Genomic DNA, 24,483 nt, shown 5'->3' with positions numbered 1-24,483 from the left:
CACCGCCGTTGGCGTCTCCAGAGCGTGTGTTACCAACGACGGATGACCGCAACGGCATTCGACAGCCTCGACGACTACCTCGCGCTGCCACGCGTCTCCGGCCTCGCCGTGTCGGCGGACGGGTCACGGGTGGTGGCCACGGTTGCCGCTCTCAACGACACACAGTCCGAGCACATCAGCGCCATCTGGGAACTCGATCCGGCCGGCCGACGACCGGCGCACCGCCTGACCCACAGCACGAACGGCGAAACGTCGCCCACCTTCACCGGGGACGACGACCTGCTGTTCCTCTCGTCGCGGGCCGCCGCCGCGACCTCCGACGAGGCCAAGCCGCCGGCCTCGCTGTGGCGACTGCCGGCGAGCGGCGGCGAGGCGTTCGAAATCGCGAACATGCCCGGCGGCATCAGCGCGGTGCGCACTGCCCGTGCCGCCGACGCGACCGTGATCGGCGCCGCGATGCTGCCCGCGGCGCGCGACGCCGACGACGACCGTCGTCTGCGCGAGTTGCGCAAAGACGGCCGGGTGACGGCGATCCTGCACACCGACTATCCAGTTCGGTTCTGGAACAAGGACATTGGCCCCGACGAGCTCCGCCTGCTCGACGTGCGCGAGTCCCGCGTGCTGACACCGGATCCCGGCACCGCGCTGCTCGAGGCCGGGTTCGACGTCAGCCCCGACGGCAGCTTTCTCGTGACGACCTGGCGCGTCAGCGGTCCCGGCCCCACGCAGCGGTCGGTGCTGGTGCGCATCGAGTTGTCCACCGGCGACAGCGCCGTGATCGCCGACGACCCGGACGCCAGCTTCGAGCAACCGGCGATCTCGCCGGACGGGCACGCAGTGGCTTTCACCCGGGACACCATCTCCACTCCGCACAGCGCCCCACGAATGACGTTGCAATACCTGCGATTCGGCGATGAGCGCCAACCGGTCGCGGAGCGGTGGGACCGTCGGCCCAGCTCGCTGACCTGGGCCGCCGACGGCACGGCGCTGATTGTCACCGCGGATCAGAACGGTCGTGCGCCAGTCTTCAGCGTCGACGTCGCGACCTCCGCGGTCACCCAACTCACCGCCGACGACTTCGGCTACACCGACGTCCTCGCCGCGCCCGGCGGCGTGCTCTTTGCGTTGCGGAGTTCCTATGCGGCGCCGCCACATCCGGTGCGCATCGAACCCGGCGGCGCGATCACAGTGCTGCCTTGTGTCGAGTTGCCCGCGCTGCCGGGCACTTTGACCGAGGTGGCGACGACGACCGCCGACGGCGCGTCGGTGCGGTCGTGGCTGGTCCTGCCCGAGAGCGAACATCCCGCGCCGCTGCTGCTGTGGGTGCACGGCGGGCCGCTGGGCAGCTGGAACAGCTGGACCTGGCGCTGGAACCCGTGGCTGATGGCGGCCCGCGGCTATGCGGTGCTGCTGCCCGATCCGGCCCTTTCGACCGGTTACGGACAGGAATTCATCCAGCGCGGTTGGGGCGCGTGGGGCGGGCCGCCCTACGACGACCTGATGGCGGCCACCGATGCGGCGCTGGAGCACCCGCGCATCGACGCGACGCGGATCGCGGCGATGGGCGGATCATTCGGCGGCTACATGGCGAATTGGATTGCAGGCCACACCAATCGATTCGCCGCGATCGTGACGCACGCCAGCCTGTGGGCGCTCGACCAGTTCGGGCCCACCACCGACACCGCCTACTACTGGCGGCGCGAGATGACGCCGGAGATGACCGCGGACAACTCGCCACACCACTTCGTCGGCGACATTCGCACGCCGATGCTGGTGATCCACGGCGACAAGGACTATCGCGTGCCGATCGGCGAGGGCCTGCGGCTCTGGTACGAGTTGCTGGCCAACTCGGCGCTGCCCGCCGGCGACGACGGCAGCAGTCCGCACCGGTTTCTGTACTTCCCCACCGAGGACCACTGGGTGATCGCGCCGCAGCACACCAAAATCTGGTACCAGTCGGTGTTCGCGTTCCTGGCCGAGCACGTGCTGGGGGAAAGCTCGGAATGGCCAGAAGCGCTCGGGGTAGCGTCGCGGCTGTGAGTGCAACGCGCGAATACGACATCGTCCTGTACGGCGCGACCGGCTTCGTCGGCAAGCTGACGGCCGAATACCTGGCCCGCGCGGGCGGTGACGCGCGCATCGCGCTGGCCGGCCGCTCGACCGATCGACTGCGTGCGATCCGGGACACGCTGGGGGAGTCGGCGCAATCCTGGCAGCTGATCACCGCCGACGCCACGTCGCCGAAGACGCTGGATGCGATGGCCGCGCAGACCCAGGTCGTGGTCACCACGGTCGGCCCCTACACCAGGTACGGCCTGCCGCTGGTTGCCGCGTGCGCGGCCGCGGGCACCGACTATGCAGACCTGACCGGTGAGTCACCCTTCATCCGCGAGAGCATCGACCTGTATCACAAGCAGGCCCATGACACCGGTGCGCGAATCGTGCACTCCTGCGGATTCGATTCCATCCCTTCGGATCTCACTGTTTACGCGCTCTACCGACGGGCGCTGGAGGACGGCGCCGGCGAACTCACCACCACCGACCTGGTGGTGCGCTCGTTCTCCGGCGGGCTGTCCGGCGGCACCATGGCGTCGATGCTGGAGGTGCTGGACTCGACGTCCCGGGATGCCGACGTGCGTCGCCAATTCATCGACCCGTACACCCTGAGCCCAGACCGCGGTGCCGAACCCGAACTCGGCGCCCAGCCGGACCTGCGCCGTCGCCGCGGCCGTCAGATCGCGCCGGAACTGACCGGGCTGTGGACGGCCGGCTTCATGATGGCGCCGGCTAACACGCGAATCGTTCGGCGCAGCAACGCCTTACAGGATTGGGTGTACGGGCGACGGTTCGAGTACAGCGAACACATGAGCCTCGGGTCGTCGGCGCTGGCACCGGTGGCCTCCGCCGTCGTCAACGGAATCGGCAACGCGACGTCGGCCATCGGCAGCCGCTACTTCCGTTTCTTGCCACGCAAATTAGTGGAACGGGCCATGCCCAAACCCGGCACGGGACCCAGCGAAGCCGTCCGCGACAAGGGCTTCTACAAGGTGGAGACGTACACCAAGACCACCTCCGGGGCGCGCTACGTCGCGACCATGGCGCAACGCGGCGACCCGGGCTACAAGGCCACGGCGGTGCTGCTGGGGGAGAGCGGGCTGGCGCTGGCGCTGGACCGCGGCGCGCTCACCGACCTGCGCGGAGTGCTGACGCCCGCGGCGGCCATGGGCGACGCACTGCTGGCCCGATTCCCGGCCGCCGAGGTCTCGCTGGAGACCGCCCGGCTGATGCACCGCTGACGCACCGATTCGCTCTGGAAGAACCCCTGTCGGACAAGATCAGCTGGGCTAGTGTCATCTCAGCAGCACACCATCCCAGCAACGTTAGGTGGACGGGTCCATGTCTGGCCTAGAAGATCTTCTGTCTCAGATTCCCACGAGTGACATCGCCAGCAAGATCGGCGCTGACGAAAGCGAAGTCAACAAGGCGGTGCAACTGCTCGTCCCGGTGCTCGTCGGCGGCCTGCAGGAAAATGCCCAAAACCCCGACCACGCCAGCAGCATCGAGTCGGCGGCCGACAACCACGCGGCCAGCGGCCTGCTTGACGGCGGCGTGAGCCTCGGCGACGTCAACGAGGCTGACGGCCTGCAGGCCATCGCAAAGATCTTCGGCGGCAACGACGCCGGACAGGTCGCGAGCGCGCTGGCCGGCGGTGGCGGTGGCAACAGCGACCTGCTCAAGCAACTGTTGCCGATCCTGGCGCCCATCGTGCTGGCCTACGTCGGCAAGCAACTCGGCCAGAAGAGCGAGCCGGCCAAGCAGGAGTCGTCCGGCGGCCTCAACGACGTACTCGGCAGCATCCTCGGCGGGATGGCCGGCGGCAACAAGTCGTTGGGCACCGTGCTGGGCAACGCGCTCGGCTCCAAGGCTGGCGACATCCTCGGCGGACTGTTCGGCAACAAGAAGTAGTCCTGCCCGCCCGTGACGGGCGGTGTTCGTCGCATACATCAGGACTTCCTAGAATCGACGCGTGACGACAAGCCCAGAACGCGCCGCCGACTCGCGGGCAGATGACCTGCCCAAGGCGTGGGATCCGGGCGCCGTAGAGCGCGAGATCTATGAGCGCTGGATCGATGCCGGGTATTTCACCGCCGATCCGACCAGTGGCAAGCCCGCTTATTCGATCGTGCTGCCGCCGCCCAACGTCAACGGCACGCTGCACATGGGTCACGCGCTGGATCACACGCTGATGGACGCGCTGACCCGGCGTAAGCGGATGCAGGGCTACGAGGTGCTGTGGCAACCGGGGATGGACCACGCCGGCATCGCGGTGCAGATCGCGGTGGAGAAACAGCTCGCCGCCGACGGCAAGAGCAAGGAAGACTTCGGCCGCGAGCTGTTCATCGACAAGGTCTGGGACTGGAAGCGCGAAACCGGCGGCAACATCGGCTGGCAGATGCGCGCGCTGGGCGACGGCGTCGACTGGAGCCGGGACCGTTTCACCATGGACGACGGGCTGTCCCGGGCGGTCCGCACGATCTTCAAGCGGCTGTACGACGCCGGGCTGATCTATCAGGCGGAGCGGCTGGTCAACTGGTCGCCGGTGCTCGAGACCGCGATCTCCGACCTCGAGGTCAAGTACTCCGACGTCGAAGGCGAGCTGGTGTCGTTCCGCTACGGCTCGATGAACGACGACGAGCCGCACATCGTGGTCGCCACCACCCGGCTCGAGACGATGCTCGGTGACACCGCGATCGCCGTCCACCCCGACGACGACCGGTATCGCGCGCTGGTCGGCTCGACGCTGCCGCACCCGTTCCTCGACCGCGACATCGTGATCGTCGCCGACGCGCACGTCGACCCCGAATTCGGCACCGGCGCAGTCAAAGTCACACCCGCCCACGACCCCAACGACTTCGAGATCGGGCTGCGGCACAAGCTGCCGATGCCCACGATGCTCGACACCAAGGGCCGGATCGCCGATACCGGGACGAAGTTCGACGGGCAGGACCGGTTCGAGGCGCGGGTCAAGATCCGCGAGGAACTCGCCGCCCAGGGGCGCATCGTCGCCGAGAAGCGGCCGTACCTGCACAGCGTCGGCCACTCGGAGCGCAGCGGCGAGCCGATCGAGCCGCGGCTGTCGCTGCAGTGGTGGGTCAAGGTCGAGTCGCTGGCCAAGGCGGCCGGGGACGCGGTTCGCCACGGCGACACCGTGATTCACCCCAAGAGTCTCGAGCCGCGCTGGTTCGGCTGGGTCGACGACATGCACGACTGGTGCATCTCGCGGCAGCTCTGGTGGGGCCACCGCATCCCGATCTGGCACGGGCCCGACGGGCAGAAGGTGTGCGTCGGACCGGACGAGACGCCGCCGGAGGGCTGGGAGCAGGACCCCGACGTGCTCGACACCTGGTTCTCCTCCGCGCTGTGGCCGTTCTCCACGCTGGGGTGGCCGGACCGCACTCCCGAGATCGAGAAGTTCTATCCGACAACCGTTCTGGTTACCGGCTACGACATCATTTTCTTCTGGGTGGCCCGGATGATGATGTTCGGCACCTTCGTCGGTGGCGACGAGGTCATCACGCTCGACGGCGCGCGCGGCCCGCAGGTGCCGTTCCAGAACGTGTTCCTGCACGGCCTGATTCGCGACGAGTTCGGCCGGAAGATGAGCAAGTCCAAGGGCAACGGCATCGACCCGCTGGAGTGGGTCCAGATGTTCGGTGCCGACGCGCTGCGGTTCACCCTGGCCCGCGGCGCCAACCCCGGCGGTGACCTGTCCATCGGTGAGGACGCCGCCCGTGCGTCGCGCAACTTCGCCACCAAGCTGTTCAACGCCACCCGGTTCGCGATGATGAACGGTGCCGCCCCGGCGCCACTTCCCGGCCTCGACGAGCTGACCGATGCCGACCGCTGGATCCTGGGTCGACTGGAAGAGGTTCGCGCCGAAGTGGATTCGGCGTTCGACAGCTACGAGTTCAGTCGCGCGTGCGAAGCGCTCTACCACTTCGCGTGGGACGAGTTCTGCGACTGGTACCTCGAACTGGCCAAGGTGCAGCTGTTGGGCGCAGACGACGCGCACACCACCGCGGTGCTCGCCGCGGTACTCGACGCGCTGCTCAAGCTGCTGCACCCGGTGATCCCGTTCGTCACCGAGACGTTGTGGAAGAAGCTGACCAGTGGCGAGTCCGTCGTGATCGCCGACTGGCCGCAGCCATCCGGCATTGCGCTGGATACCGTTGCGGCGCAACGGATCACCGACATGCAGAAGCTGGTCACCGAGATCCGCCGGTTCCGTAGCGACCAGGGGCTGGCCGACCGGCAGAAGGTGCCCGCCCGGTTGTCGGGCATCGACACCGCCGACCTGAGCACCCAGATTGCCGCCGTCACGTCGCTGGCGTGGATCACCGAGCCGGCCGCGGACTTCACCCCGTCGGCGGCACTGGAAGTCGGGCTCAGGGGCGGCATCGTCATCGTCGAACTCGACACCTCCGGCACCATCGACGTCGCGGCCGAGCGTCGCCGCCTAGAGAAGGACTTGGCCGCCGCGCAGAAGGAATTGGCCCAGACCACAGCCAAACTGGGCAACGACGAGTTCATGGCCAAGGCCCCGGAAAAGGTCGTCGAAAAGCAGCGTGAGCGACAGCGCGTCGCGCGCGAGGACACCGAGCGGATCGCCGCCAGGCTGGCCGGGCTCAAGTGATCCTGGAACCCGAACCCGAACCCGACGACTACGACGACGTAGGCGAGCCGCAGCCCGTCGACGCCGCTCCGACACCCGACGAGATCGCGGCGCTGCTGCAGGTCGAGCACCTGCTCGACCAGCGCTGGCCGGAGACCAAGATCGAGCCCAGCCTGGATCGGATCTCGGCGCTGATGGATCTGCTCGGCTCGCCGCAGCGCACCTATCCGGCGATCCACATCGCCGGCACCAACGGCAAGACCTCGGTGGCCCGGATGGTCGACGCGCTGCTGACCGCGCTGCAACGGCGCACCGGACGTACCACCAGCCCACACCTGCAGTCGGCGGTCGAACGCATCGCTATCGATGGAAAGCCCATCAGCCCAGCCACATACGTGTCGACCTACACCGAACTCGAGCCGTTCATCCAGATGATCGATCAGCAGTCGGAGGCGGGCGGCGGCCCGGCGATGAGCAAGTTCGAGGTGCTCACCGCGATGGCCTTCGCGGCGTTCGCCGACGCGCCGATCGAAGTGGCCGTCATCGAGGTCGGCCTGGGCGGGCGCTGGGACGCCACGAACGTGATCGACGCACCGGTTGCCGTGATCACCCCGATCAGCGTCGACCACGTCGAGTACCTCGGCGACGACATCGCGGGAATCGCGGGCGAGAAGGCCGGCATCATCCACCGCGCTGAGGACGGTGCCCCGGACACCGTGGCGATCATCGGGCGGCAGGTGCCGGAGGCCATGGAGGTGGTGCTGGCGGAGACCGTGCGCGCGGACGCCGCTGTGGCGCGCGAGGATTCGGAGTTCGCGGTGCTGAGCCGGCAGGTCGCGATCGGGGGCCAACTGTTGGAATTGCAGGGCCTCGGCGGGGTGTATTCCGAGGTGTTCCTGCCGCTGCACGGCGAACACCAGGCCCACAATGCGGCGATCGCGCTGGCGGCGGTCGAGGCGTTCTTCGGTGCGGGCCCGCAGCGTCAGCTCGACATCGACGCGGTGCGTGCCGGATTCGCCGCCGCGAGCAGCCCGGGGCGGCTGGAACGGATGCGCAGTGCGCCGACGGTCTTCGTCGACGCCGCGCACAATCCCGCCGGAGCGGCCGCGCTGGCCCAGACCCTGGCCGAGGAATTCGACTTCCGGTTTCTGGTCGGCGTCGTCAGCGTGATGGGAGACAAGGACGTCGCCGGCATTCTGGCGGCGCTGGAGCCGGTGTTCGATCGAATTGTTGTCACCCACAACGGATCTCCCCGCGCCATGGACGTCGAAGGGCTGGCGCAGGCCGCCGAGCAGTATTTCGGGCCCGACCGGGTGATCACCGCCGAGAATCTGCGCGACGCCATCGACGCCGCCACCGCGCTGGTCGACGACGCCGATGCCGAGGACGAGTCGTTCTCCGGAACCGGCATCGTGATCACCGGTTCGGTCGTCACCGCCGGCGCCGCGCGCACGCTGTTCGGGCGTGATCCCGCATGAGTACCCCCACCGAGCCCTCTGGAGCGCGAAAACCCGATCCGTGGAAGAGCTTTCGCGGCGTCACGGCGGGAACGCTGGTCCTGGAGGCCATCGTGGTGCTGCTCGCGTTGCCGGTGGTCGGTGCGGTCGGCGGTGGCCTGAACTCCGGCGCGCTGACCTATCTGCTGGGGCTGGCGGCGATCCTGATCGGCCTGGCCGGAGTGCAGGGCCGGCCGTGGGCGATCTGGGCGGACCTCGCGGTGCAGCTGATCCCGATCTTCGGCTTCGCCGTCTATCCGGGTGTCGGCGTCATCGGCCTGATCTTCGCCGGGGTGTGGGCGCTGATCTTCTACGTGCGCTCGGAGGTTCTGCGGCGGGAGCGACTGGGGCTGCTTCCCGGTCAGGACGGCCCGCCGGAATGATCGGCTACGCTGTGCGCCGTGACTGAGCGGACCTTGCTGTTGATCAAGCCCGATGGTGTCGAGCGTCGCCTGGTCGGCGAGATTCTCGGCCGCGTCGAACGCAAGGGCCTGACCATTGCGGCCCTCGAACTGCGGACCGTCAGCGAGAAGCTGGCCAAAAGCCACTACGCCGAGCATGACGGCAAGCCGTTCTTCGGCTCGCTGGTGGAGTTCATCACGTCATCGCCGCTGGTAGCGGCAATTATCGAAGGCCCACGGGCGATCGCCGCGATCCGGCAGCTCGCGGGCGGAACCGACCCGGTCGAGAAGGCTCTGCCCGGCACCATCCGCGGCGACTTCGGGCTGGAAACGCAGTACAACCTGGTGCACGGCTCGGACTCGCCGGAGTCCGCGGAGCGCGAGATCGCGCTCTGGTTCGCCCACGCTTGATAACAGCTCGGCGCACTTGGTCCGACCCGGTACATGGGTATGGGATACTGCTAGACGGGTGAACGTCGCCGGACCGGCTTAGGAACGTCGACAGACGCCCGAATGAAGACTTTGACAAGCGCGACCACCGCAGACCCGCGGCGCGGCTGTCCAGCCATCATTCAGACCGGCACCGAGTGTGTTCGACCCGAACTGCTCGGGGCAAGACCATCACAAGCCCGGGAGAAAGTGACCCGGGTACATAGCGAAGCCCTCGCGTGGCCGCGTCGACTCAGACGCGCCCGGGGGCTTGAGGAGAATACGTGACAGACGGTGGCCCATTCTCAGCAGTCCCCGAAGCGTCAGCTCAGGCAGAAGACCTGCCTGAGCGGTTGAGGGTTCATTCACTGGCTCGAGCGCTCGGAACCACCAGCAGGCAGGTTCTCGACGCGCTGATCGAACTCGACGGCCGGGTGCGCAGCGCCCATTCCACCGTTGAGCGCGTCGACGCGGTCCGCGTTCGCGACCTGCTGGCCAACGCGCCGGCGGCCCCTGCGTCGGTCGCGACGGCCGAGGCGGAGGTGTCCGGCGAGGCGGCGGAACCCGAGTCGCGGCTGCTGTTGGAGGCCCCGCCGGCCGACCGTCCGGAATACATGCCGCTGTTCGTGGCGCCTCAGCCGGTGGAACGGGTCGAGGCCCCGCCGAAGAAGGTCGAGAAGCCGGTCGCCGACGACGCCGACGACACCGATGACGATGACGACGACGACGATTCGGACGATGACTCCGACGACGAGCAGTCCGACCGCCCGGCCAACCGCCGGCGTCGCCGCGGACGCCGCGGCCGTGGCCGGGGCCGGGGCGAGCAGAACGGCGCCGAGAACGGTGAGGGCGGAAAATCGGACAAGTCCGGTGACGACGATTCCGACGACGGAAACGACGACTCCGACGACGACAGCGACGACTCGGATTCCAGCGATGACGACAACGGCTCGGGTGACGGGGCCACCAAGCGCCGCCGTCGCCGCCGGCGCCGCAAGTCCGGCGCAGGAGACGACGGTGACGCCGAAAACTCGTCGCCCGACGACCCGCCCAACACCGTCGTGCATGAACGGTCGCCGCGGGCCAAGAAGCAGTCCGACAACAACGAGATCCAGGGCATCGACGGCTCGACGCGTCTCGAGGCCAAACGCCAGCGCCGCCGCGACGGGCGCGACGCCGGTCGTCGCCGCCCGCCGGTCCTGACCGAAGCCGAGTTCCTCGCCCGCCGCGAAGCGGTCGAGCGGGTGATGGTCGTCCGCGACAAGGTGCGCACCGAGCCGCCGCACCCCGGCAGCCGCTACACCCAGATCGCGGTGCTCGAGGACGGCATCGTCGTCGAACACTTCGTCACCAGCGCGGCCTCGGCGTCCCTGGTCGGCAACATCTACCTGGGCATCGTGCAGAACGTCCTGCCCTCGATGGAGGCGGCGTTCGTCGACATCGGCCGCGGCCGCAACGGTGTGCTCTATGCCGGTGAGGTGAACTGGGAGGCCGCCGGCCTCGGCGGGTCCAACCGCAAGATCGAGCAGGCGCTCAAGCCGGGCGACTACGTCGTCGTGCAGGTCAGCAAGGATCCGATCGGCCACAAGGGCGCGCGCCTGACCACCCAGGTGTCGCTGGCCGGCCGCTACCTGGTGTACGTGCCGGGTGCGTCGTCGACCGGCATCAGCCGCAAACTGCCCGACACCGAACGCCAGCGGCTCAAGGAGATCCTCAAAGAGGTCGTCCCGTCCGACGCCGGCGTGATCATCCGAACCGCCTCCGAGGGCGTCAAAGAGGACGACATCCGCTCCGACGTCAACCGCCTGCAGGAGCGCTGGACCGAGATCGCCGAACGCGCCCAGACGACCAAGGAGAAGGCTGCCGGCGCCGCCGTCGCGCTCTACGAAGAGCCCGACGTGCTGGTCAAGGTGATCCGCGACCTGTTCAACGAAGACTTCGCCAAGTTGGTCGTCTCCGGTGAGGACGCCTGGACCACCATCAACGACTACGTGAGTTCGGTTGCGCCCGAGCTTGTTTCAAAGCTGAACAAGTACGAGCAGCCGGCCGACGACGGTCCGGACGTGTTCGCGGTGCACCGCATCGACGAGCAACTGGCCAAGGCGATGGACCGCAAGGTGTGGCTGCCGTCCGGCGGCACCTTGGTCATCGACCGCACCGAGGCGATGACGATCGTCGACGTCAACACCGGAAAATTCACCGGCTCCGGCGGCAACCTCGAACAGACCGTCACCAAGAACAACCTCGAAGCCGCCGAGGAGACCGTGCGGCAACTGCGACTGCGCGACATCGGCGGCATCGTGGTCATCGACTTCATCGACATGGTCCTGGAGTCCAACCGCGACCTGGTGTTGCGGCGACTGACCGAGGCCCTGGCCCGCGACCGCACCCGTCACCAGGTCTCCGAGGTCACCTCGCTGGGGCTGGTGCAACTCACCCGCAAGCGGCTGGGCACTGGGCTGGTCGAGGCCTTCTCCACGACCTGTCCGCACTGCTCCGGGCGCGGCATCATGCTGCACGCGGACCCCGTCGACTCGGCACCCGCGACCGGTCGCAAGTCCGAGTCCGGTGGCGGCCGGCGCGGTCGACGGTCCAAGAAGGGCAAGACCGAGGAGACGCCGGTCGCGACCGTGCCCGCTCATCCGCAGGGCGAGCACCCGATGTTCAAGGCGATGGCCGCGGCCAACGGTGGTCATCACGAGGACGACGAGTCCGCGCCCGCCGAGGACACCGACAACGTCGCCGCCGATCAGTCCGCGACCGACGCTGAAGCCGACGAGCAGCTGAAGAAGCAGGTCGCCACTGAGACCGTCGAGGAAGACCTCGACGACGACGACTTCGACGACGGCGACGACGAGGACTCGGATGACGACGCCGACCAGGTCGACCTCGACGACGATGACGACGATCTCGACGATGACGACGAGCTGGACGACGACGAGGACGACGAAGACGACGATGACTTCGAGGACAGCGACGACGACGACGAGGACGAGGACGACCAGCAGGTCGCCGCGGCATCCGAGCGTCCTCGGCGGCGTCGGGCAGCGGCCCGACCGGCCGGGCCACCGACCCACTAAGCCCAATACGCCCTGCTTCTCCTCGGTTCGTCGCGCGAACCGCATCGTCGCAGGGCGGACTGATCGGCCGGTTTGACCCTGTACCCGCTGGTCACGTACCCTGGACCAGTTGTCGCCAGGCCGTACGACCAGCCTGCTGGAAAGTGCGTGGCCGACACCCCCCGACAAGCCCGCGCAGGTTTTCGCTGCGCGACGCCCGTGAGAACAAGAAGAGGTAGACGTAACCATGGCGACCTACGCAATCGTCAAGACCGGCGGTAAGCAGTACAAAGTTGCCGTTGGTGACGTCGTCAAGGTCGAGAAACTCGACTCGGAGCCGGGCGCGAATGTGTCGCTGCCGGTCGCCCTGGTCGTCGACGGCGCGACCGTCACCACCGACGCCACCAAGCTGGCCAAGGTCGCCGTCACCGGCGAGGTGCTCGAGCACACCAAGGGCCCGAAGATCCGCATCCACAAGTTCAAGAACAAGACCGGCTACCACAAGCGTCAGGGTCACCGTCAGCAGGTGACGGTCCTGAAGGTCACCGGAATCAAGTAGGAGGCGACAGACATGGCACACAAAAAGGGCGCTTCCAGCTCACGTAACGGCCGCGATTCCAACTCGCAGCGGCTGGGCGTGAAGCGTTTCGGCGGCCAGGTCGTCAAGGCCGGCGAGATCATCGTTCGCCAGCGCGGCACGCACTTCCACCCCGGCGTCAACGTCGGCCGTGGCGGCGACGACACGCTGTTCGCCAAGGCGGCCGGCGCGGTCCAGTTCGGCGTCAAGCGCGGCCGCAAGACGGTCAACATCGTCTTGGCCGGATCCCCGGAGTAGGTCTGCATCGCGAGTGTGAAACCACTGCGCGGTTGAGGCCGATTTTTCGCAGTAGGTTCACTCTCAGCGGTTGAAAGGACTCTTCGATGGCTCCTCGGTTCGTCGACCGGGTCGTCATCCATGCACGCGCCGGTTCCGGCGGTAACGGCTGTGCCTCGGTGCATCGCGAGAAGTTCAAGCCGCTCGGCGGACCCGACGGCGGTAACGGCGGTCGCGGCGGCAGCATCGTGCTGGTCGTCGACCCGCAGGTACACACGCTGCTCGACTTCCACTTCCATCCGCACGTCGTCGCGGCGTCGGGCAAGCAGGGCATGGGCGGTAACCGCGCCGGTGCGGCCGCGCCCGATCTCGAGATCAAGGTTCCCGACGGCACGATCGTCGTCGACGAAGACGGCCGCATGCTCGCCGACCTGGTCGGCGCGGGCACCCGGTTCGAAGCCGCCGCCGGCGGGCGCGGCGGGCTGGGCAACGCCGCGCTGGCATCTCGGGCCCGTAAGGCGCCCGGTTTCGCCTTGCTCGGTGAGAAGGGCGAAGAGCGTGACTTCACCCTCGAACTCAAGTCCGTCGCCGACGTCGGCCTGATCGGTTTCCCATCCGCGGGCAAATCCTCACTGGTGTCGACGATTTCGGCGGCCAAGCCGAAGATCGCCGACTACCCGTTCACCACGCTGGCGCCCAACCTGGGTGTGGTGTCGGCGGGGGACCGGACGTTCACGGTCGCCGACGTGCCGGGCCTGATTCCCGGTGCGTCGCAGGGCCGTGGCCTCGGCCTGGACTTCCTGCGGCACATCGAGCGATGCGCCGTGCTGGTGCACGTGGTGGACTGCGCGACCGCCGAACCGGGCCGCGACCCGATCTCCGACATCGACGCACTCGAGGCCGAGTTGGCCGCGTATACCCCGACACTGCAAGGGGATTCGACGCTCGGCGATCTCGTCGAGCGGCCGCGTGCGGTGGTGCTCAACAAGGTCGACGTGCCCGAGGCCCGTGAGATGGCGGAGTTCGTCCGCGACGAGGTGGCCGCGCGTGGCTGGCCGGTGTTAATCGTGTCGACCGTGGCCCGAGAAGGGCTGCAGCCGTTGATCTTCGGGCTGGCTGACATGGTGGCCGCCTACCAGGCCGCCCAGCCGGAGGTCGTGCCGCGACGACCGGTGATCCGGCCGGTGCCGGTCGACGAGTCCGGCTTCACCGTGGAGTCTGACGGGCACGGCGGATTCGTGGTGCGCGGCCGCCGGCCCGAACGGTGGATCTCGCAAACGAGTTTCGACAACGACGAGGCGGTCGGTTATCTCGGCGACCGGCTCGCGCGCCTCGGTGTCGAGGACGAACTGATGAAGCTCGGCGCCCGTCCGGGCTGCGCGGTCACCATCGGCGACGTCACGTTCGACTGGGAACCGCAGACACCCGCCGGCGTCGACACGCTGATGACCAGGCGCGGTGAGGACACCCGACTGGACACCAATGAGCGGGTCGGCGCCGACGAGCGCAAGGCGGCGCGTAAGCAGCGGCGCGAACATGGCGAATAGCTCTGCGCGCGAAGCGGTTCGCACCGCGCGCAGCGTCGTCGTCAAGGTCGGCACCACCGCCCTGACCACCCCCACCGGCATGTTCGACGCCACCCGACTGGCCGGACTCGTCGACGCCATCGAGGCGCGGATGAAGGCCGGCTCCGACGTCGTCATCGTCTCCTCGGGCGCCATCGCCGCAGGCATCGAGCCGCTCGGATTGAGCAAGCGGCCCACCGATCTGGCGACCAAGCAGGCCGCGGCGAGCGTCGGTCAGGTCGCGCTGGTCAACGCATGGAGCACCGCGTTCGGCCGCTACCAGCGCAGCGTCGGCCAGGTCCTGCTGACCGCGCACGATGTCTCGATGCGGGTGCAGCACAACAACGCTCAGCGCACGCTTGACCGGCTGCGCGCCCTGCACGCGGTGGCGATCGTCAACGAGAACGATACGGTGGCCACCAATGAGATCCGGTTCGGCGACAACGACCGCCTCTCGGCTCTGGTCGCGCATCTGGTCGGTGCCGACGCGCTGATCCTGCTCAGCGACATCGACGGCCTCTACGATGCCGACCCGCGCAAGTCCGACGAAAGCCATTTCATCGCAGAGGTTTCCGGGCCGGGCGACCTGGACGGCGTGATCGCCGGGCAGGGTAGTCACCTCGGTACCGGCGGCATGGCGTCCAAGTTGTCGTCGGCGCTGCTGGCCGCCGACGCTGGGGTTCCGGTGCTGCTGGCGGCCGCGGCCAATGCCGAGGAGGCGCTGGTGGACGCCTCGGTGGGCACCGTGTTCGCGCCGCGTCCCAATCGAATGTCGGCCCGCCGCTTCTGGGTGCGCTATGCGGCCGAGTCCGCCGGGGTGCTGACCCTGGATCAGGGCGCGGTGAATGCCGTTGTCGAACAACGACGGTCGCTGCTGCCCGCGGGTATCACCGCGCTGTCGGGTCGCTTTCACGGTGGCGACGTCGTGGACGTGAACGGTCCCGGCGAGGTGTTGGTGGCGCGCGGAGTGGTGGCCTACGACGCGGCAGAACTCGCCACCATGATCGGCAAGTCGACGTCCGACTTGCCCGCCGAGTTGCGCCGGCCCGCAGTGCACGCCGACGATCTGGTCGCCGTTTAGTCCTTCGGGATCGGCTTCAAATACAGCGCGGCCCAAGCAATTTCAGTGAGCGACGTGGTGAGCTCGGCGTCGTAGGCCGGTGGCCGGCTGGGCAGGTTCTGCTGGCAGGCCCGCTCGACCATCCAGCACAGCGCGCTGGCCGTGGTGGCCGCGGGTAGCTCGGGGCGGATCGACCCGTCGGCCTGGCCGTCCTCGACGACCCGCGTGAGCCGCGCGGAGATACCGGTGAGCAGTTCGCGGTAGGTCGCCGCCACCTGCGGGTCATAGCCGGTCATCTCGTTGAGCGCGACCAGCACGGACTGGTGGCGTCGGTAGCTGGCGACGATGCCGGCCATAGCGGCGCGCACGTCGGCGGGGTCGTGCCGCCACGCCACGCCCCACCAGAGTTCGGCGCTGTCGGCGAGCTCGCCGAACACCTGCTGGGCCAGCCGGCGCAGTAGATCGCCCTTGTCCTCGAAGTAGATGTAGAAGTTGGCCCGCGACATCCCGGCCTCGGTCGACAACCGGTCCACGCTCAACTCGGTGAAGCTGGCGCCGTCGCTCATCAATCGCTCGGTGGCGTCGAGCAGTCGGCGCTCGATCTGCTCACGGCGCTCCTGCCGCTTGGCTTGCGGCCTACGGGTCACGGACGGCATGGCAGCAAGTATGACACCTTGACTAGACACTATGTCTAGTCCTAGTGTCGTCGGTGTTCCGAAACTGTGACCCGCGTCATATCCGATGGAGGATTTCCCATGACAGCGACGGCTGCCACCCCGCGTCCCTACGACGCCCTCGACCTGTCGTCCCGCGCGTTCTGGTCGACCAGCGCCGCGGAGCGCGACACCTCGTTCGCGGAGCTGCGGGCCGCGCGGCCGGTGAGCTGGCATCCGCCGGTCGAGGACTCGCTGATGGCGGACCCCAACGACACCGGCTACTGGGCGGTCACCCGCCGCGACGACATCGTCGCGATCAGCCGCGACAGCGACACGTTCCTGTCGGGTAAGGGCGTGCTGTTCGAGAACGTTCCCGAGGAGCTGTTGGAGGCGTCACAGTCGTTCCTGGCCATGGACGCGCCGCGGCACACCCACCTGCGCAAACTGATCAGCGCCGCCTTCACGCCGCGCCAGATTCGACGGATCGAAGACTCGATCCAGGCAAACGCCAAGACCATCGTCGAGGAACTCAAAGCCGCGGGCAGCGGCGCCGACTTCGTCGACCTCTGCGCCAAGGAACTGCCCATCCGCACGCTGTCGGACATGGTCGGCATCCCCGAGTCGGAGCGGCACAAGGTCGCGCACGCCGCCGATGCCATGGTCTCGTGGGCCGACCCGGTGTACCTGAACGGCCGTCCGCCGATGGAGGTGCTGTTCGAGGCGCAGATGTACATCCACCAGGTGGCGCTCGGCCTCGCCGCGGAGCGACGGGAGAACCCCGGCGACGACTTCTTCAGCGCGATGGTCAACGCCGAGGTCGACGGGGACCGGCTGTCGGACGCCGACGTCGCGGCCTTCTTCGTGCTGCTCACCGTCGCCGGCAACGACACCACCCGTCAGACCACCAGTCACGGGCTGAAGGCCCTCACCGACTTCCCCGACCAGCGGGCCTGGCTGCTCGAGGATTTCGACGACCGCATCGGTGGGGCGGTCGAGGAATTCGTCCGCTTCGCGACGCCGGTGATGACGTTCCGCCGCACGGCCGCAAAGGATGTCGAACTCGGCGGCCAGAGCATTCGGGCCGGCGAGAAGGTCGTGATGTTCTACTCCTCGGGCAACTTCGACACCGAGACGTTCGAGCACCCCGAGCGTCTCGACCTGGGTCGCAACCCCAACCCGCACGTCGGCTTCGGCGGTGGCGGCGTGCACTTCTGCCTGGGTGCGAACCTGGCCCGGGCGCAATTGCGGGCGATCTTCAAAGAGCTGCTACATCAGTTGCCGGATATCCAGGCCGGGGACCCGGTGTACTTGGCGGGCAACTTCATTCACGGCATTCGCAGCATGCCCTGCACGTTCTAGCCGACGGCCGCGGGGGACAGCTCGTCGGTCAAGAGCGTCAGGATCTCCGAGCAGCCACCGTCGAGTTTGACGGTGGCGTGCTCGTCGCCGCGGGTGGCCCCGCGGTTGATGATCGCCACTGGCATGCCGTGTGCCGCGGCATGCCGCACGAAGCGGTAGCCGGAGAACACCGTCAGCGACGATCCGGCGACCAGCAGCGCGTCCGCGTCGTCGACCAGTGAAAATGCTTGTTGGACAATGTCTTTGGGGACACTTTCGCCGAAGTAGACGATATCGGGTTTGAGCATGCCGCCGCATGACGGGCAATCGAGGTAACGGAACGAGGCGGTGTCGTCGATGACAGCGTCGGCGTCCGGGGCCACCGCCAGCCCGCCGAGCGCTTGGACCCGTTCGGTGAACCCGGGATTGAGCGCGTCCAGCTCGTCGCCCAGCGCCGCGCGCGTCATGGTGTGGCCGCAGTCCAGACAGACCACCTGGGCATAGGTGCCGTGCAGGTTGATGACGTTGCGGCTGCCGGCTTTGGTGTGCAGCAGGTCGACGTTCTGGGTGATGACCCCGGTGACGACGCCGGCGAGCTCGAGCGCGGCGATCGCTCGATGCCCCGCGTTGGGCCGGGTGTCGTCCATGTGCCGCCACCCGACGTGATTACGCGCCCAGTACCGCTGCCGGAATTCCGGATCCGAGGTGAACTGTCGGATCGTCATCGGGTTGCTCGGTGGCGAATCCGGGCCGCGGTAGTCAGGGATGCCGGAGTCGGTCGACATTCCCGCGCCGGTGAGCACGGCGATGCGGCGGCCGGTGAGCGCAGCGACCAACTCGGGAGCTTCCGCACGCGCAGCCGTCACTCTTTCGAGGGTACGGATCGGCCCGAACGGGCCAGGTCCGCGCTCTGCTGGCTAGAATCGCCAATCACCGTGATTCACATCATTTGCATGCATTCGATATGTGGTTAGTGACTGGCGTATTTACGCGGTTACTGTTGGAAATGTGGTGTTCACCGGCTGTTTCGGCGCCGGGCGGGGAAGATGACGCCGTAGGCGCGCTGCGGTCGAGTTGCGGTGCAGCGCGGGATAGCGGTGGTGACCCAGCCGCAGACGCGCTCCGACGGCACTCGATCGCCGTGGCCAATAGAAAGTAGGTAACGCCAGTGTTTGATTTCGGTGCACTGCCGCCCGAGGTCAACTCGGGTCGATTGTATGCGGGTCCCGGTTCGGGCCCGGTCATGGCCGCAGCGTCAGCCTGGCAGGCGATGGCCGGCCAACTGGAATCGATCGCGCGCGGCTACACCGCGGTGATCTCAGGCCTGCAGGGCGAATCGTGGTCGGGCAATGCCTCAACGGCGATGGGCGATGCCGCTGGGCCCTACGTCGCATGGATGGCGACCGCCGCGGCGAAAGCCGAGGAGACGGCCAGCCAGGCGCGCGCCGCAGCCGCGGCCTACGAAGCGGCCTTCGCGGCAACGGTGCCGCCGGCCCTGGTGATGGCCAACCGCGCGCAATATGCCGCGCTGGTGATGGCCAACATCTTCGGTCAGTACACCGCGCAGATCGCGGCCGCGGAGGCGGCCTACGCCGATATGTGGGCCCAGGACGCGCAGGCGATGTACAGCTACGCGTCGGCCTCGTCGGCCGCTACCGCGCTGACTCCGTTCACCACGCCACCTGAAACCACAACGGCGACAGGCCAACTGGCGCAGAACGCGGCGGTCGCGCAGGCCGCCGGGGGATCGGGTGCGACGAATGCACAGTCCGGGCTGTCACAGCTGATGGCCGCCGTGCCTCAGCAGCTGCAGAACCTCGCGACCGCCGCACCCGCCGCCGCCCCCGCCGACCCGGTCGCCGATCCGGTGTTGACCGCGTTCAGCAGTTTCAACACCTTGTCGGGGCCGACGAATCTCAGTGCTGCGCTGAGTCGTACGGTCACCAGCGCCGGAAGCTTTTTCACCGCGCTGCAGCGGACCGCAATCCAGTCCGAGGATCTGCCCAAGATCGCCGAAGAGGGCTTGGGCGCCGAGGGCGCTGTCGGCGCGGCAACCCAGGGGTGGGCCCCGGGCGCCGCCGCCAGTCCGGTGCTCGCCGGCATCGGACAGGCGGAGCCGATCGGTGGTCTGTCGGTACCACAGAGCTGGGCGTCGGCCACCCCGGTCGCCAGCGCGGTCGCAGACCCGCAGTGGCTGTCGGAGGCGGACCTCGGGGCGGTTCCGGCATCGTCGGACACGGCAATGGCGGGTACATCGGGCGCGCCGATGGTCGGAATGACTCAGCAGCCGGGCGTGTGGTCGCGGCCAACCGTCAGCAACATCCTTCGCGTGCAGGCTGCTCGGTTCAAGATGCCCCGCCCCTTCCTCGGCGGTTGATCGTCTTCCGCTCGACTGTGTGCACCCACAGAGGGAGGGTTGATGTTTGATTTCGGGGCGCGGCCGCCCGAGATCAACTCGGCCAGGATGTATGCGGGCCCCGGGTCGGGTCCGTTGATGGCCGCTGCCGCGGCGTGGGACGGCCTGGCCGCGCAACTCGAGACGTTCGCGGCCCGCTATACGGCGGTCGTCTCTGAGCTGCAAGGTCAGAGCTGGTCCGGACCCTCGTCGACCGCCATGACCGCCGCGAGCGCGCCCTATATCGCGTGGGTTACCGAGACGTCGCAGCAAGCCGTGCAGGCGGCGAACCAGGCCCGTGCGGCGGCGGCCGCCTACGAAGCGGCGTTCCTGGCGACCGTGCCGCCGGTGGTGGTCGCTGCGAACCGGGCGTTGCTGGCCATGCTGGTGGCGACCAACTTCTTCGGCCAGAACACGCCCGCGATCGCCGCCACCGAAACCGCCTACGCCGAGATGTGGGCGCAAGACGCCGCGGCGATGTACAGCTACGCCGCGTCGGCGTCGTCGGCAACGGCGCTGACCCCGTTCGATCAGCCGCCCCCGACCACGAATCCGGCAGGGCCGTCCGCTCAGGCCGCCGCGACATCCCAGGGCTCCGGGACGGCCGTCGAACAGTCGTCGAGCGCGCTGTCGCAGTTGATGTCGGCGCTGCCGCAACAGCTGCAGAGCCTCGCGTCGGGTGGTAGCGCCAATGCGGCCGCGACGGACCCGGCGGTGTCCCCGATCATTTCCGCGTTCGAAACATTCAACACGCTGACCGGACCGCTGGTCCCCGCCTACCAGATTCCGTTCGCGACATTCCAAGCGGGAAATTTCTTCACCGGGTTGGCGCAGCTGTACATCGAAGAGCAGACCCTGCCGGAGATGGCTGCCCCCCTGGGAGGCGTCGCGGCGCAAACCTCGGTTTCGTCGCTAGGCGGCCAGCCCGTGCTGGCTCAGATGGGTCGCGCCGAGTCGATCGCCGGTCTGTCGACTCCCGCGAGTTGGACGCAGGCCGCGCCGGGATCCGCAACGGTCGAGGCCGCGGCGGCCGGCGAGTCCGGCTTTCGGGTGTTGCCACCATGGGTCGATCAGCCCGCGCCCGCGGGCCATTCGGGGGTGCCGGCGGTGGCTCAACTGAACAACGCCGGCGCACGTCGAGGCGACAACACCGTCTTCCGGATGCGCGACCGCCGCTACCACATGCCGCGGCCGGCGCCGGGCGGATAACACCCGATAGTCGCCAAATACGGCACGTATGGCGACAATGAAGGGGACATGGACTTCCACAACGCCTATGACCAGGGGTTCGCCCGGGTCGCCGCGTGCACGCATCACGCCGCGATCGGCGACCCAGCGGCCAACGCCGCCTCGGTGTTGCGGCTGGCCAGGGAGTGCCACGACGACGGTGTGGCGCTGGCGGTGTTCCCAGAACTGACGCTGTCCGGTTACTCCATCGAGGACATCCTGCTGCAAGACGTGCTGCTGGACTCGGTCAAGGACGCCGTGCTCGAGATCGTCACCGCCTCCGCCGATCTGCTGCCGGTGCTGGTCGTGGGCGCGCCACTGCGCCACCGGCACCGGATCTACAACTCCGCCGTGGTGATCCATCGCGGCGCGATCCTGGGGGTCGCGCCCAAGTCGTATCTGCCCACCTACCGTGAGTTCTACGAGAGCCGTCAGATCGCCCCGGGCGACGAGGAGCGCGGCACCATCCGGATCGCCGGGGCGGATGCGCCGTTCGGCCCAGACCTGCTGTTCACCGCATCCGACGTTCCCGGCTTCGTGTTGCACGTCGAGATCTGCGAGGACATGTTCGTCCCAATCCCGCCCAGCGCCGAGGCGGCTCTCGCGGGCGCGACGGTGTTGGCCAACCTGTCCGGCAGTCCGATCACGATCGGCCGCGCCGAGGACCGCTCGCTGCTCGCACGGTCGGCGTCGCAACGCTGCCTGGCCGCCTACGTGTATGCCGCTGCCGGAGAAGGCGAGTCGACCACCGACCTGGCATGGGACGGCCAGACGATGGTCTGGGAGAACGGCCGCCTGCTCGCCGAGTCGGAGCGCTTTCCCAAAGGTGAGCGCCTCAGCGTCGCCGACGTCGACCTGGACCTACTGCGCGCCGAGCGGACCCGGATGGGCACCTTCGACGACAACCGGCGCCACCACCGGGCTTCGGCAGATACGTTCCGCCGCATCGACTTTCGGCTGGGTGCGCCGTCCGGCGACATCGGGTTACGGCGCGCGGTAGAGCGGTTTCCGTTCGTACCCGCCGATCCGAACCGCCTGCAGCAGGACTGCTACGAGGCCTACAGCATTCAGGTCGCCGGGCTGGAACAACGGTTGCGCGCGTTGGACTTTCCGAAGGTCGTCATCGGGGTCTCCGGCGGACTCGACTCGACGCATGCGCTGATCGTCGCCGCGCGCGCGATGGACCGTGAGGAGCGGCCGCGCAGCGACATTCTGGCGTTCACGCTGCCCGGCTTCGCCACCGGCGAGCACACCAAACGCAACGCGGTCGAACTCTGTCGCGCGCTCGGTGTCACCTTCGCCGAGATCGACATCCGCGACACCGCGTCTCTGATGCTCAAGGAGATGGATCATCCGTTTTCCCGCGGCGACAAGGTCTACGACGTCACCTTCGAGAACGTCCAGGCGGGATTGCGCACCGACTACCTGTTCCGGCTGGCCAACCAGCACGGCGGCATCGTGCTGGGCACCGGCGACCTGTCCGAACTTGGATTGGGCTGGTCGACTTACGGTGTGGGCGACCAGATGTCGCACTACAACGTCAACGGCGGGGTGCCCAAGACCCTGATCCAGCATTTGATCCGCTGGGTCATCTCCTCGGAGCAGTTCCCGTCGGAGGTGGACGCGGTGCTGCGGTCCGTGCTCGATACCGAGATCACCCCCGAACTCGTGCCCGCCGGCGAGGACGAAGGGTTGCAAAGCAGCGAAGCCAAAGTCGGACCGTATGCGCTGCAGGACTTTTCGCTGTATCAGGTGCTGCGCTACGGATTCCGGCCGGCGAAGGTCGCTTTTCTGGCGTGGCATGCATGGAACGACGCCGACGCCGGCGAGTGGCCGCCCGGATTCCCGGAGAACAAGCGGCCGTCGTACACGCTCAAGGAGATTCGGCACTGGCTGCAGGTCTTCGTGCAGCGGTTCTACTCGTTCAGTCAGTTCAAGCGGTCCGCGCTACCCAACGGGCCCAAGGTGTCGCACGGCGGGGCGCTGTCGCCGCGCGGTGACTGGCGTGCACCGTCGGATATGTCCGCGCGCGCCTGGCTCGACGCGATCGAGCGCGACATCCCCGAGGACTGAGGCTCACGGCTTTCCGCTGACCGAGCTAGTTGTTGCTGGGTGGTGGTTGGGGTTGGTAGGGGTCATACCACCACCATTGGGCGCGTTCGCCGAGTGGTCCGGGGTATGGGGGGACGTTGGGTGGGGCGTTGGTGGGTGGTCGTGCGAGGGAGGCGTTGGTCAGTGGGTGGTCGTCGTTGTCGGTGATGGTGAGCTGGTTGGCGGGGCCGGTGATGGTGATGTCGCCGTGGTGGTGTTGGCGGTGGTGATAGGGGCAGACCAGGATCAGGTTGGTCAGGTCGGTGGGGCCGCCGTTTTCCCAGTGGGTGAGGTGGTGGGCGTGTAGGCCGCGGGTGGCGCCGCAGCCGGGGACTGCGCAGCTGGGGTGGCGGTGTTCCAGGGCGCGGCGTAGCCGTCGGTTGATGGTGCGGGTGGTGCGTCCGGCGCCGATGGGGTGGCCGTCGCGGTGGAACCAGACTTCGTAGGTGGCGTCGCAGGTCAGGTAGGTGCGTTCGGCGTCGGTGAGCAGTGGGCCCAGGTGTAGTGCGGCGGCGCGGGCTTCGACGTCGACGTGGACGATGACGGTGGTGTGCGCGCTGTGGGGGCGGCGGGTGGCTTCGGTGTCCCAGCCGGTTTCGACCAGGCGCAGGAACGCCTCGATGGTGCCCGGCATCGGCGCCGCGGGGGGCCCACCCTGGTCGTGGTCCTGTTTCCATTCGGCGTACAGCGCTTCCCGGTGCGAGGCCAGGGCGGCATCGAAGATGGCGGCGTCATCGTGGGGCAGGGTGATGCGCCAGCTGGTGGACTGCTCGCTGGTGGTTTTGTGGATCGCGCGTGGCGGTTGCGGGCGCGGGTCGGGGTCGGGGCGGGGTTCCAGGCTGACCGCGGTGCGCAGCTGGGCGACGGTGGCGACCGCGGCCAGTTGGGCGTAGTGGGCATCGGAGCCGTCGCCGGCGCGGGCGGCGATGACCCCGACCTGATCCAGCGACAGCCGGCCCGCCCGCAGCGCGCCCACACAGCGGGGGAACTCCGGCAGCCGAGACGCCACCGTGGTGATCGTGTGGGCGGTGCCCGTAGAGCAGCCCATCTTCCAGGCCATCAGCGCCGCGACCGAGCGTGCCCCGGTCGCCCCCCACAACTGGTCGCGGTCGATCTCGGCGGCGATCTCCACCAGCCGCCCATCGATGGCGTTACGCTGACCGGCCAACTCCGCCATCTCGTCGAACAACACCTCCAGACGCCCCGGCTCATTCACCAACTCCGGCAGCGACGCGGTCAACGACATGACCCCATCATGGCAACGGGGTCCGACAACTTT

Annotated in this window: 19 protein-coding genes; 16 read left to right on the top strand and 3 right to left on the bottom strand. The window is 68.1% G+C overall.

Features of this window, described 5'->3' with window-relative positions:
* The first annotated feature begins 42 nt into the window (after positions 1 to 42).
* The 12 genes from PT015_RS08670 (at position 43) to proB (ending at position 15,518) form a co-directional block, all read left to right on the top strand.
* Positions 43 to 2,040: a S9 family peptidase gene (locus PT015_RS08670; protein WP_285190228.1), complete on the top strand. Its 1,998-nt coding sequence runs from the start codon at positions 43 to 45 to the stop codon at positions 2,038 to 2,040.
* Positions 2,037 to 3,296, top strand: coding sequence for a saccharopine dehydrogenase family protein (locus PT015_RS08665; protein ID WP_285190227.1), 1,260 nt, complete (start codon positions 2,037 to 2,039; stop codon positions 3,294 to 3,296). The genes PT015_RS08670 and PT015_RS08665 overlap by 4 nt, the downstream gene beginning before the upstream one ends.
* 100 nt (positions 3,297 to 3,396) lie before the next feature.
* Positions 3,397 to 3,966: a DUF937 domain-containing protein gene (locus PT015_RS08660; RefSeq protein ID WP_285190226.1), complete on the top strand. Its 570-nt coding sequence runs from the start codon at positions 3,397 to 3,399 to the stop codon at positions 3,964 to 3,966.
* Between the two features lie 61 nt (positions 3,967 to 4,027).
* Positions 4,028 to 6,694, top strand: a complete 2,667-nt coding sequence (locus tag PT015_RS08655) for a valine--tRNA ligase (RefSeq protein ID WP_285190225.1) — start codon at positions 4,028 to 4,030, stop codon at positions 6,692 to 6,694.
* A 2-nt stretch (positions 6,695 to 6,696) separates the two neighbouring features.
* Complete coding sequence (folC, locus tag PT015_RS08650; protein ID WP_449248150.1) at positions 6,697 to 8,151, top strand: bifunctional tetrahydrofolate synthase/dihydrofolate synthase; 1,455 nt, start codon at positions 6,697 to 6,699, stop codon at positions 8,149 to 8,151.
* Positions 8,148 to 8,552 (top strand): DUF4233 domain-containing protein, encoded by a 405-nt coding sequence (locus PT015_RS08645; RefSeq protein WP_285190224.1) that lies wholly within the window; start codon positions 8,148 to 8,150, stop codon positions 8,550 to 8,552. Before folC ends, PT015_RS08645 begins: the two co-directional genes overlap by 4 nt.
* An 18-nt stretch (positions 8,553 to 8,570) precedes the next feature.
* Positions 8,571 to 8,981: a nucleoside-diphosphate kinase gene (gene ndk, locus PT015_RS08640; protein WP_285190222.1), complete on the top strand. Its 411-nt coding sequence runs from the start codon at positions 8,571 to 8,573 to the stop codon at positions 8,979 to 8,981.
* Between the two features lie 302 nt (positions 8,982 to 9,283).
* Entirely contained in the window at positions 9,284 to 12,079 is a 2,796-nt protein-coding gene (locus PT015_RS08635) for an Rne/Rng family ribonuclease (protein WP_285190221.1), read from the top strand.
* Between the two features lie 226 nt (positions 12,080 to 12,305).
* Positions 12,306 to 12,617: a 50S ribosomal protein L21 gene (rplU, locus tag PT015_RS08630; protein WP_285190220.1), complete on the top strand. Its 312-nt coding sequence runs from the start codon at positions 12,306 to 12,308 to the stop codon at positions 12,615 to 12,617.
* 12 nt (positions 12,618 to 12,629) lie between these two features.
* Complete coding sequence (gene rpmA / locus PT015_RS08625) at positions 12,630 to 12,893, top strand: 50S ribosomal protein L27 (protein ID WP_285190219.1); 264 nt, start codon at positions 12,630 to 12,632, stop codon at positions 12,891 to 12,893.
* 86 nt (positions 12,894 to 12,979) lie between these two features.
* Positions 12,980 to 14,419, top strand: a complete 1,440-nt coding sequence (gene obgE / locus PT015_RS08620) for a GTPase ObgE (protein ID WP_285190218.1) — start codon at positions 12,980 to 12,982, stop codon at positions 14,417 to 14,419.
* The gene (gene proB, locus PT015_RS08615; RefSeq protein WP_285190217.1) at positions 14,409 to 15,518 is read left to right on the top strand and encodes a glutamate 5-kinase; all 1,110 of its coding nucleotides are present in this window, start codon (positions 14,409 to 14,411) and stop codon (positions 15,516 to 15,518) included. The genes obgE and proB overlap by 11 nt, the downstream gene beginning before the upstream one ends.
* On the opposite strand, the gene PT015_RS08610 is transcribed toward proB, so the two are convergent.
* A complete protein-coding gene (locus PT015_RS08610) occupies positions 15,515 to 16,153 on the bottom strand; it encodes a TetR/AcrR family transcriptional regulator (RefSeq protein ID WP_285190216.1) in 639 nt (212 codons plus the stop codon). The genes proB and PT015_RS08610 overlap by 4 nt on opposite strands.
* 99 nt (positions 16,154 to 16,252) lie before the next feature.
* Between PT015_RS08610 and PT015_RS08605 the strand changes: the two genes are divergently transcribed.
* A complete protein-coding gene (locus PT015_RS08605) occupies positions 16,253 to 17,512 on the top strand; it encodes a cytochrome P450 (protein ID WP_285190215.1) in 1,260 nt (419 codons plus the stop codon).
* Here the strand turns inward: PT015_RS08605 and PT015_RS08600 are convergent.
* Positions 17,509 to 18,357, bottom strand: coding sequence for an SIR2 family NAD-dependent protein deacylase (locus tag PT015_RS08600; protein WP_285190214.1), 849 nt, complete (start codon positions 18,355 to 18,357; stop codon positions 17,509 to 17,511). The genes PT015_RS08605 and PT015_RS08600 overlap by 4 nt on opposite strands.
* Positions 18,358 to 18,659: 302 nt before the next feature.
* Here PT015_RS08600 and PT015_RS08595 point away from each other — a divergent pair, with 302 nt between their 5' ends.
* From PT015_RS08595 to PT015_RS08585, 3 genes are read left to right on the top strand one after another with little or no spacing between them, the layout of a single operon-like run.
* A complete protein-coding gene (locus PT015_RS08595) occupies positions 18,660 to 19,868 on the top strand; it encodes a PPE family protein (RefSeq protein ID WP_390887955.1) in 1,209 nt (402 codons plus the stop codon).
* A gap of 42 nt (positions 19,869 to 19,910) precedes the next feature.
* The gene (locus tag PT015_RS08590) at positions 19,911 to 21,095 is read left to right on the top strand and encodes a PPE family protein (protein WP_285190211.1); all 1,185 of its coding nucleotides are present in this window, start codon (positions 19,911 to 19,913) and stop codon (positions 21,093 to 21,095) included.
* Positions 21,096 to 21,143: 48 nt separating this feature from the next.
* The gene (locus PT015_RS08585; RefSeq protein ID WP_285190210.1) at positions 21,144 to 23,186 is read left to right on the top strand and encodes an NAD(+) synthase; all 2,043 of its coding nucleotides are present in this window, start codon (positions 21,144 to 21,146) and stop codon (positions 23,184 to 23,186) included.
* Positions 23,187 to 23,211: 25 nt separating this feature from the next.
* On the opposite strand, the gene PT015_RS08580 is transcribed toward PT015_RS08585, so the two are convergent.
* Entirely contained in the window at positions 23,212 to 24,450 is a 1,239-nt protein-coding gene (locus PT015_RS08580) for an HNH endonuclease signature motif containing protein (protein WP_285190209.1), read from the bottom strand.
* Positions 24,451 to 24,483: the final 33 nt, after the last annotated feature.

The organism is Candidatus Mycobacterium wuenschmannii (assembly GCF_030252325.1).
In the GTDB taxonomy this organism is placed as follows: Bacteria; Actinomycetota; Actinomycetes; order Mycobacteriales; family Mycobacteriaceae; genus Mycobacterium; species Mycobacterium wuenschmannii.
Note: the sequence above shows the minus strand (reverse complement) of the source record. Positions and strands in the feature narration are given on the sequence as shown.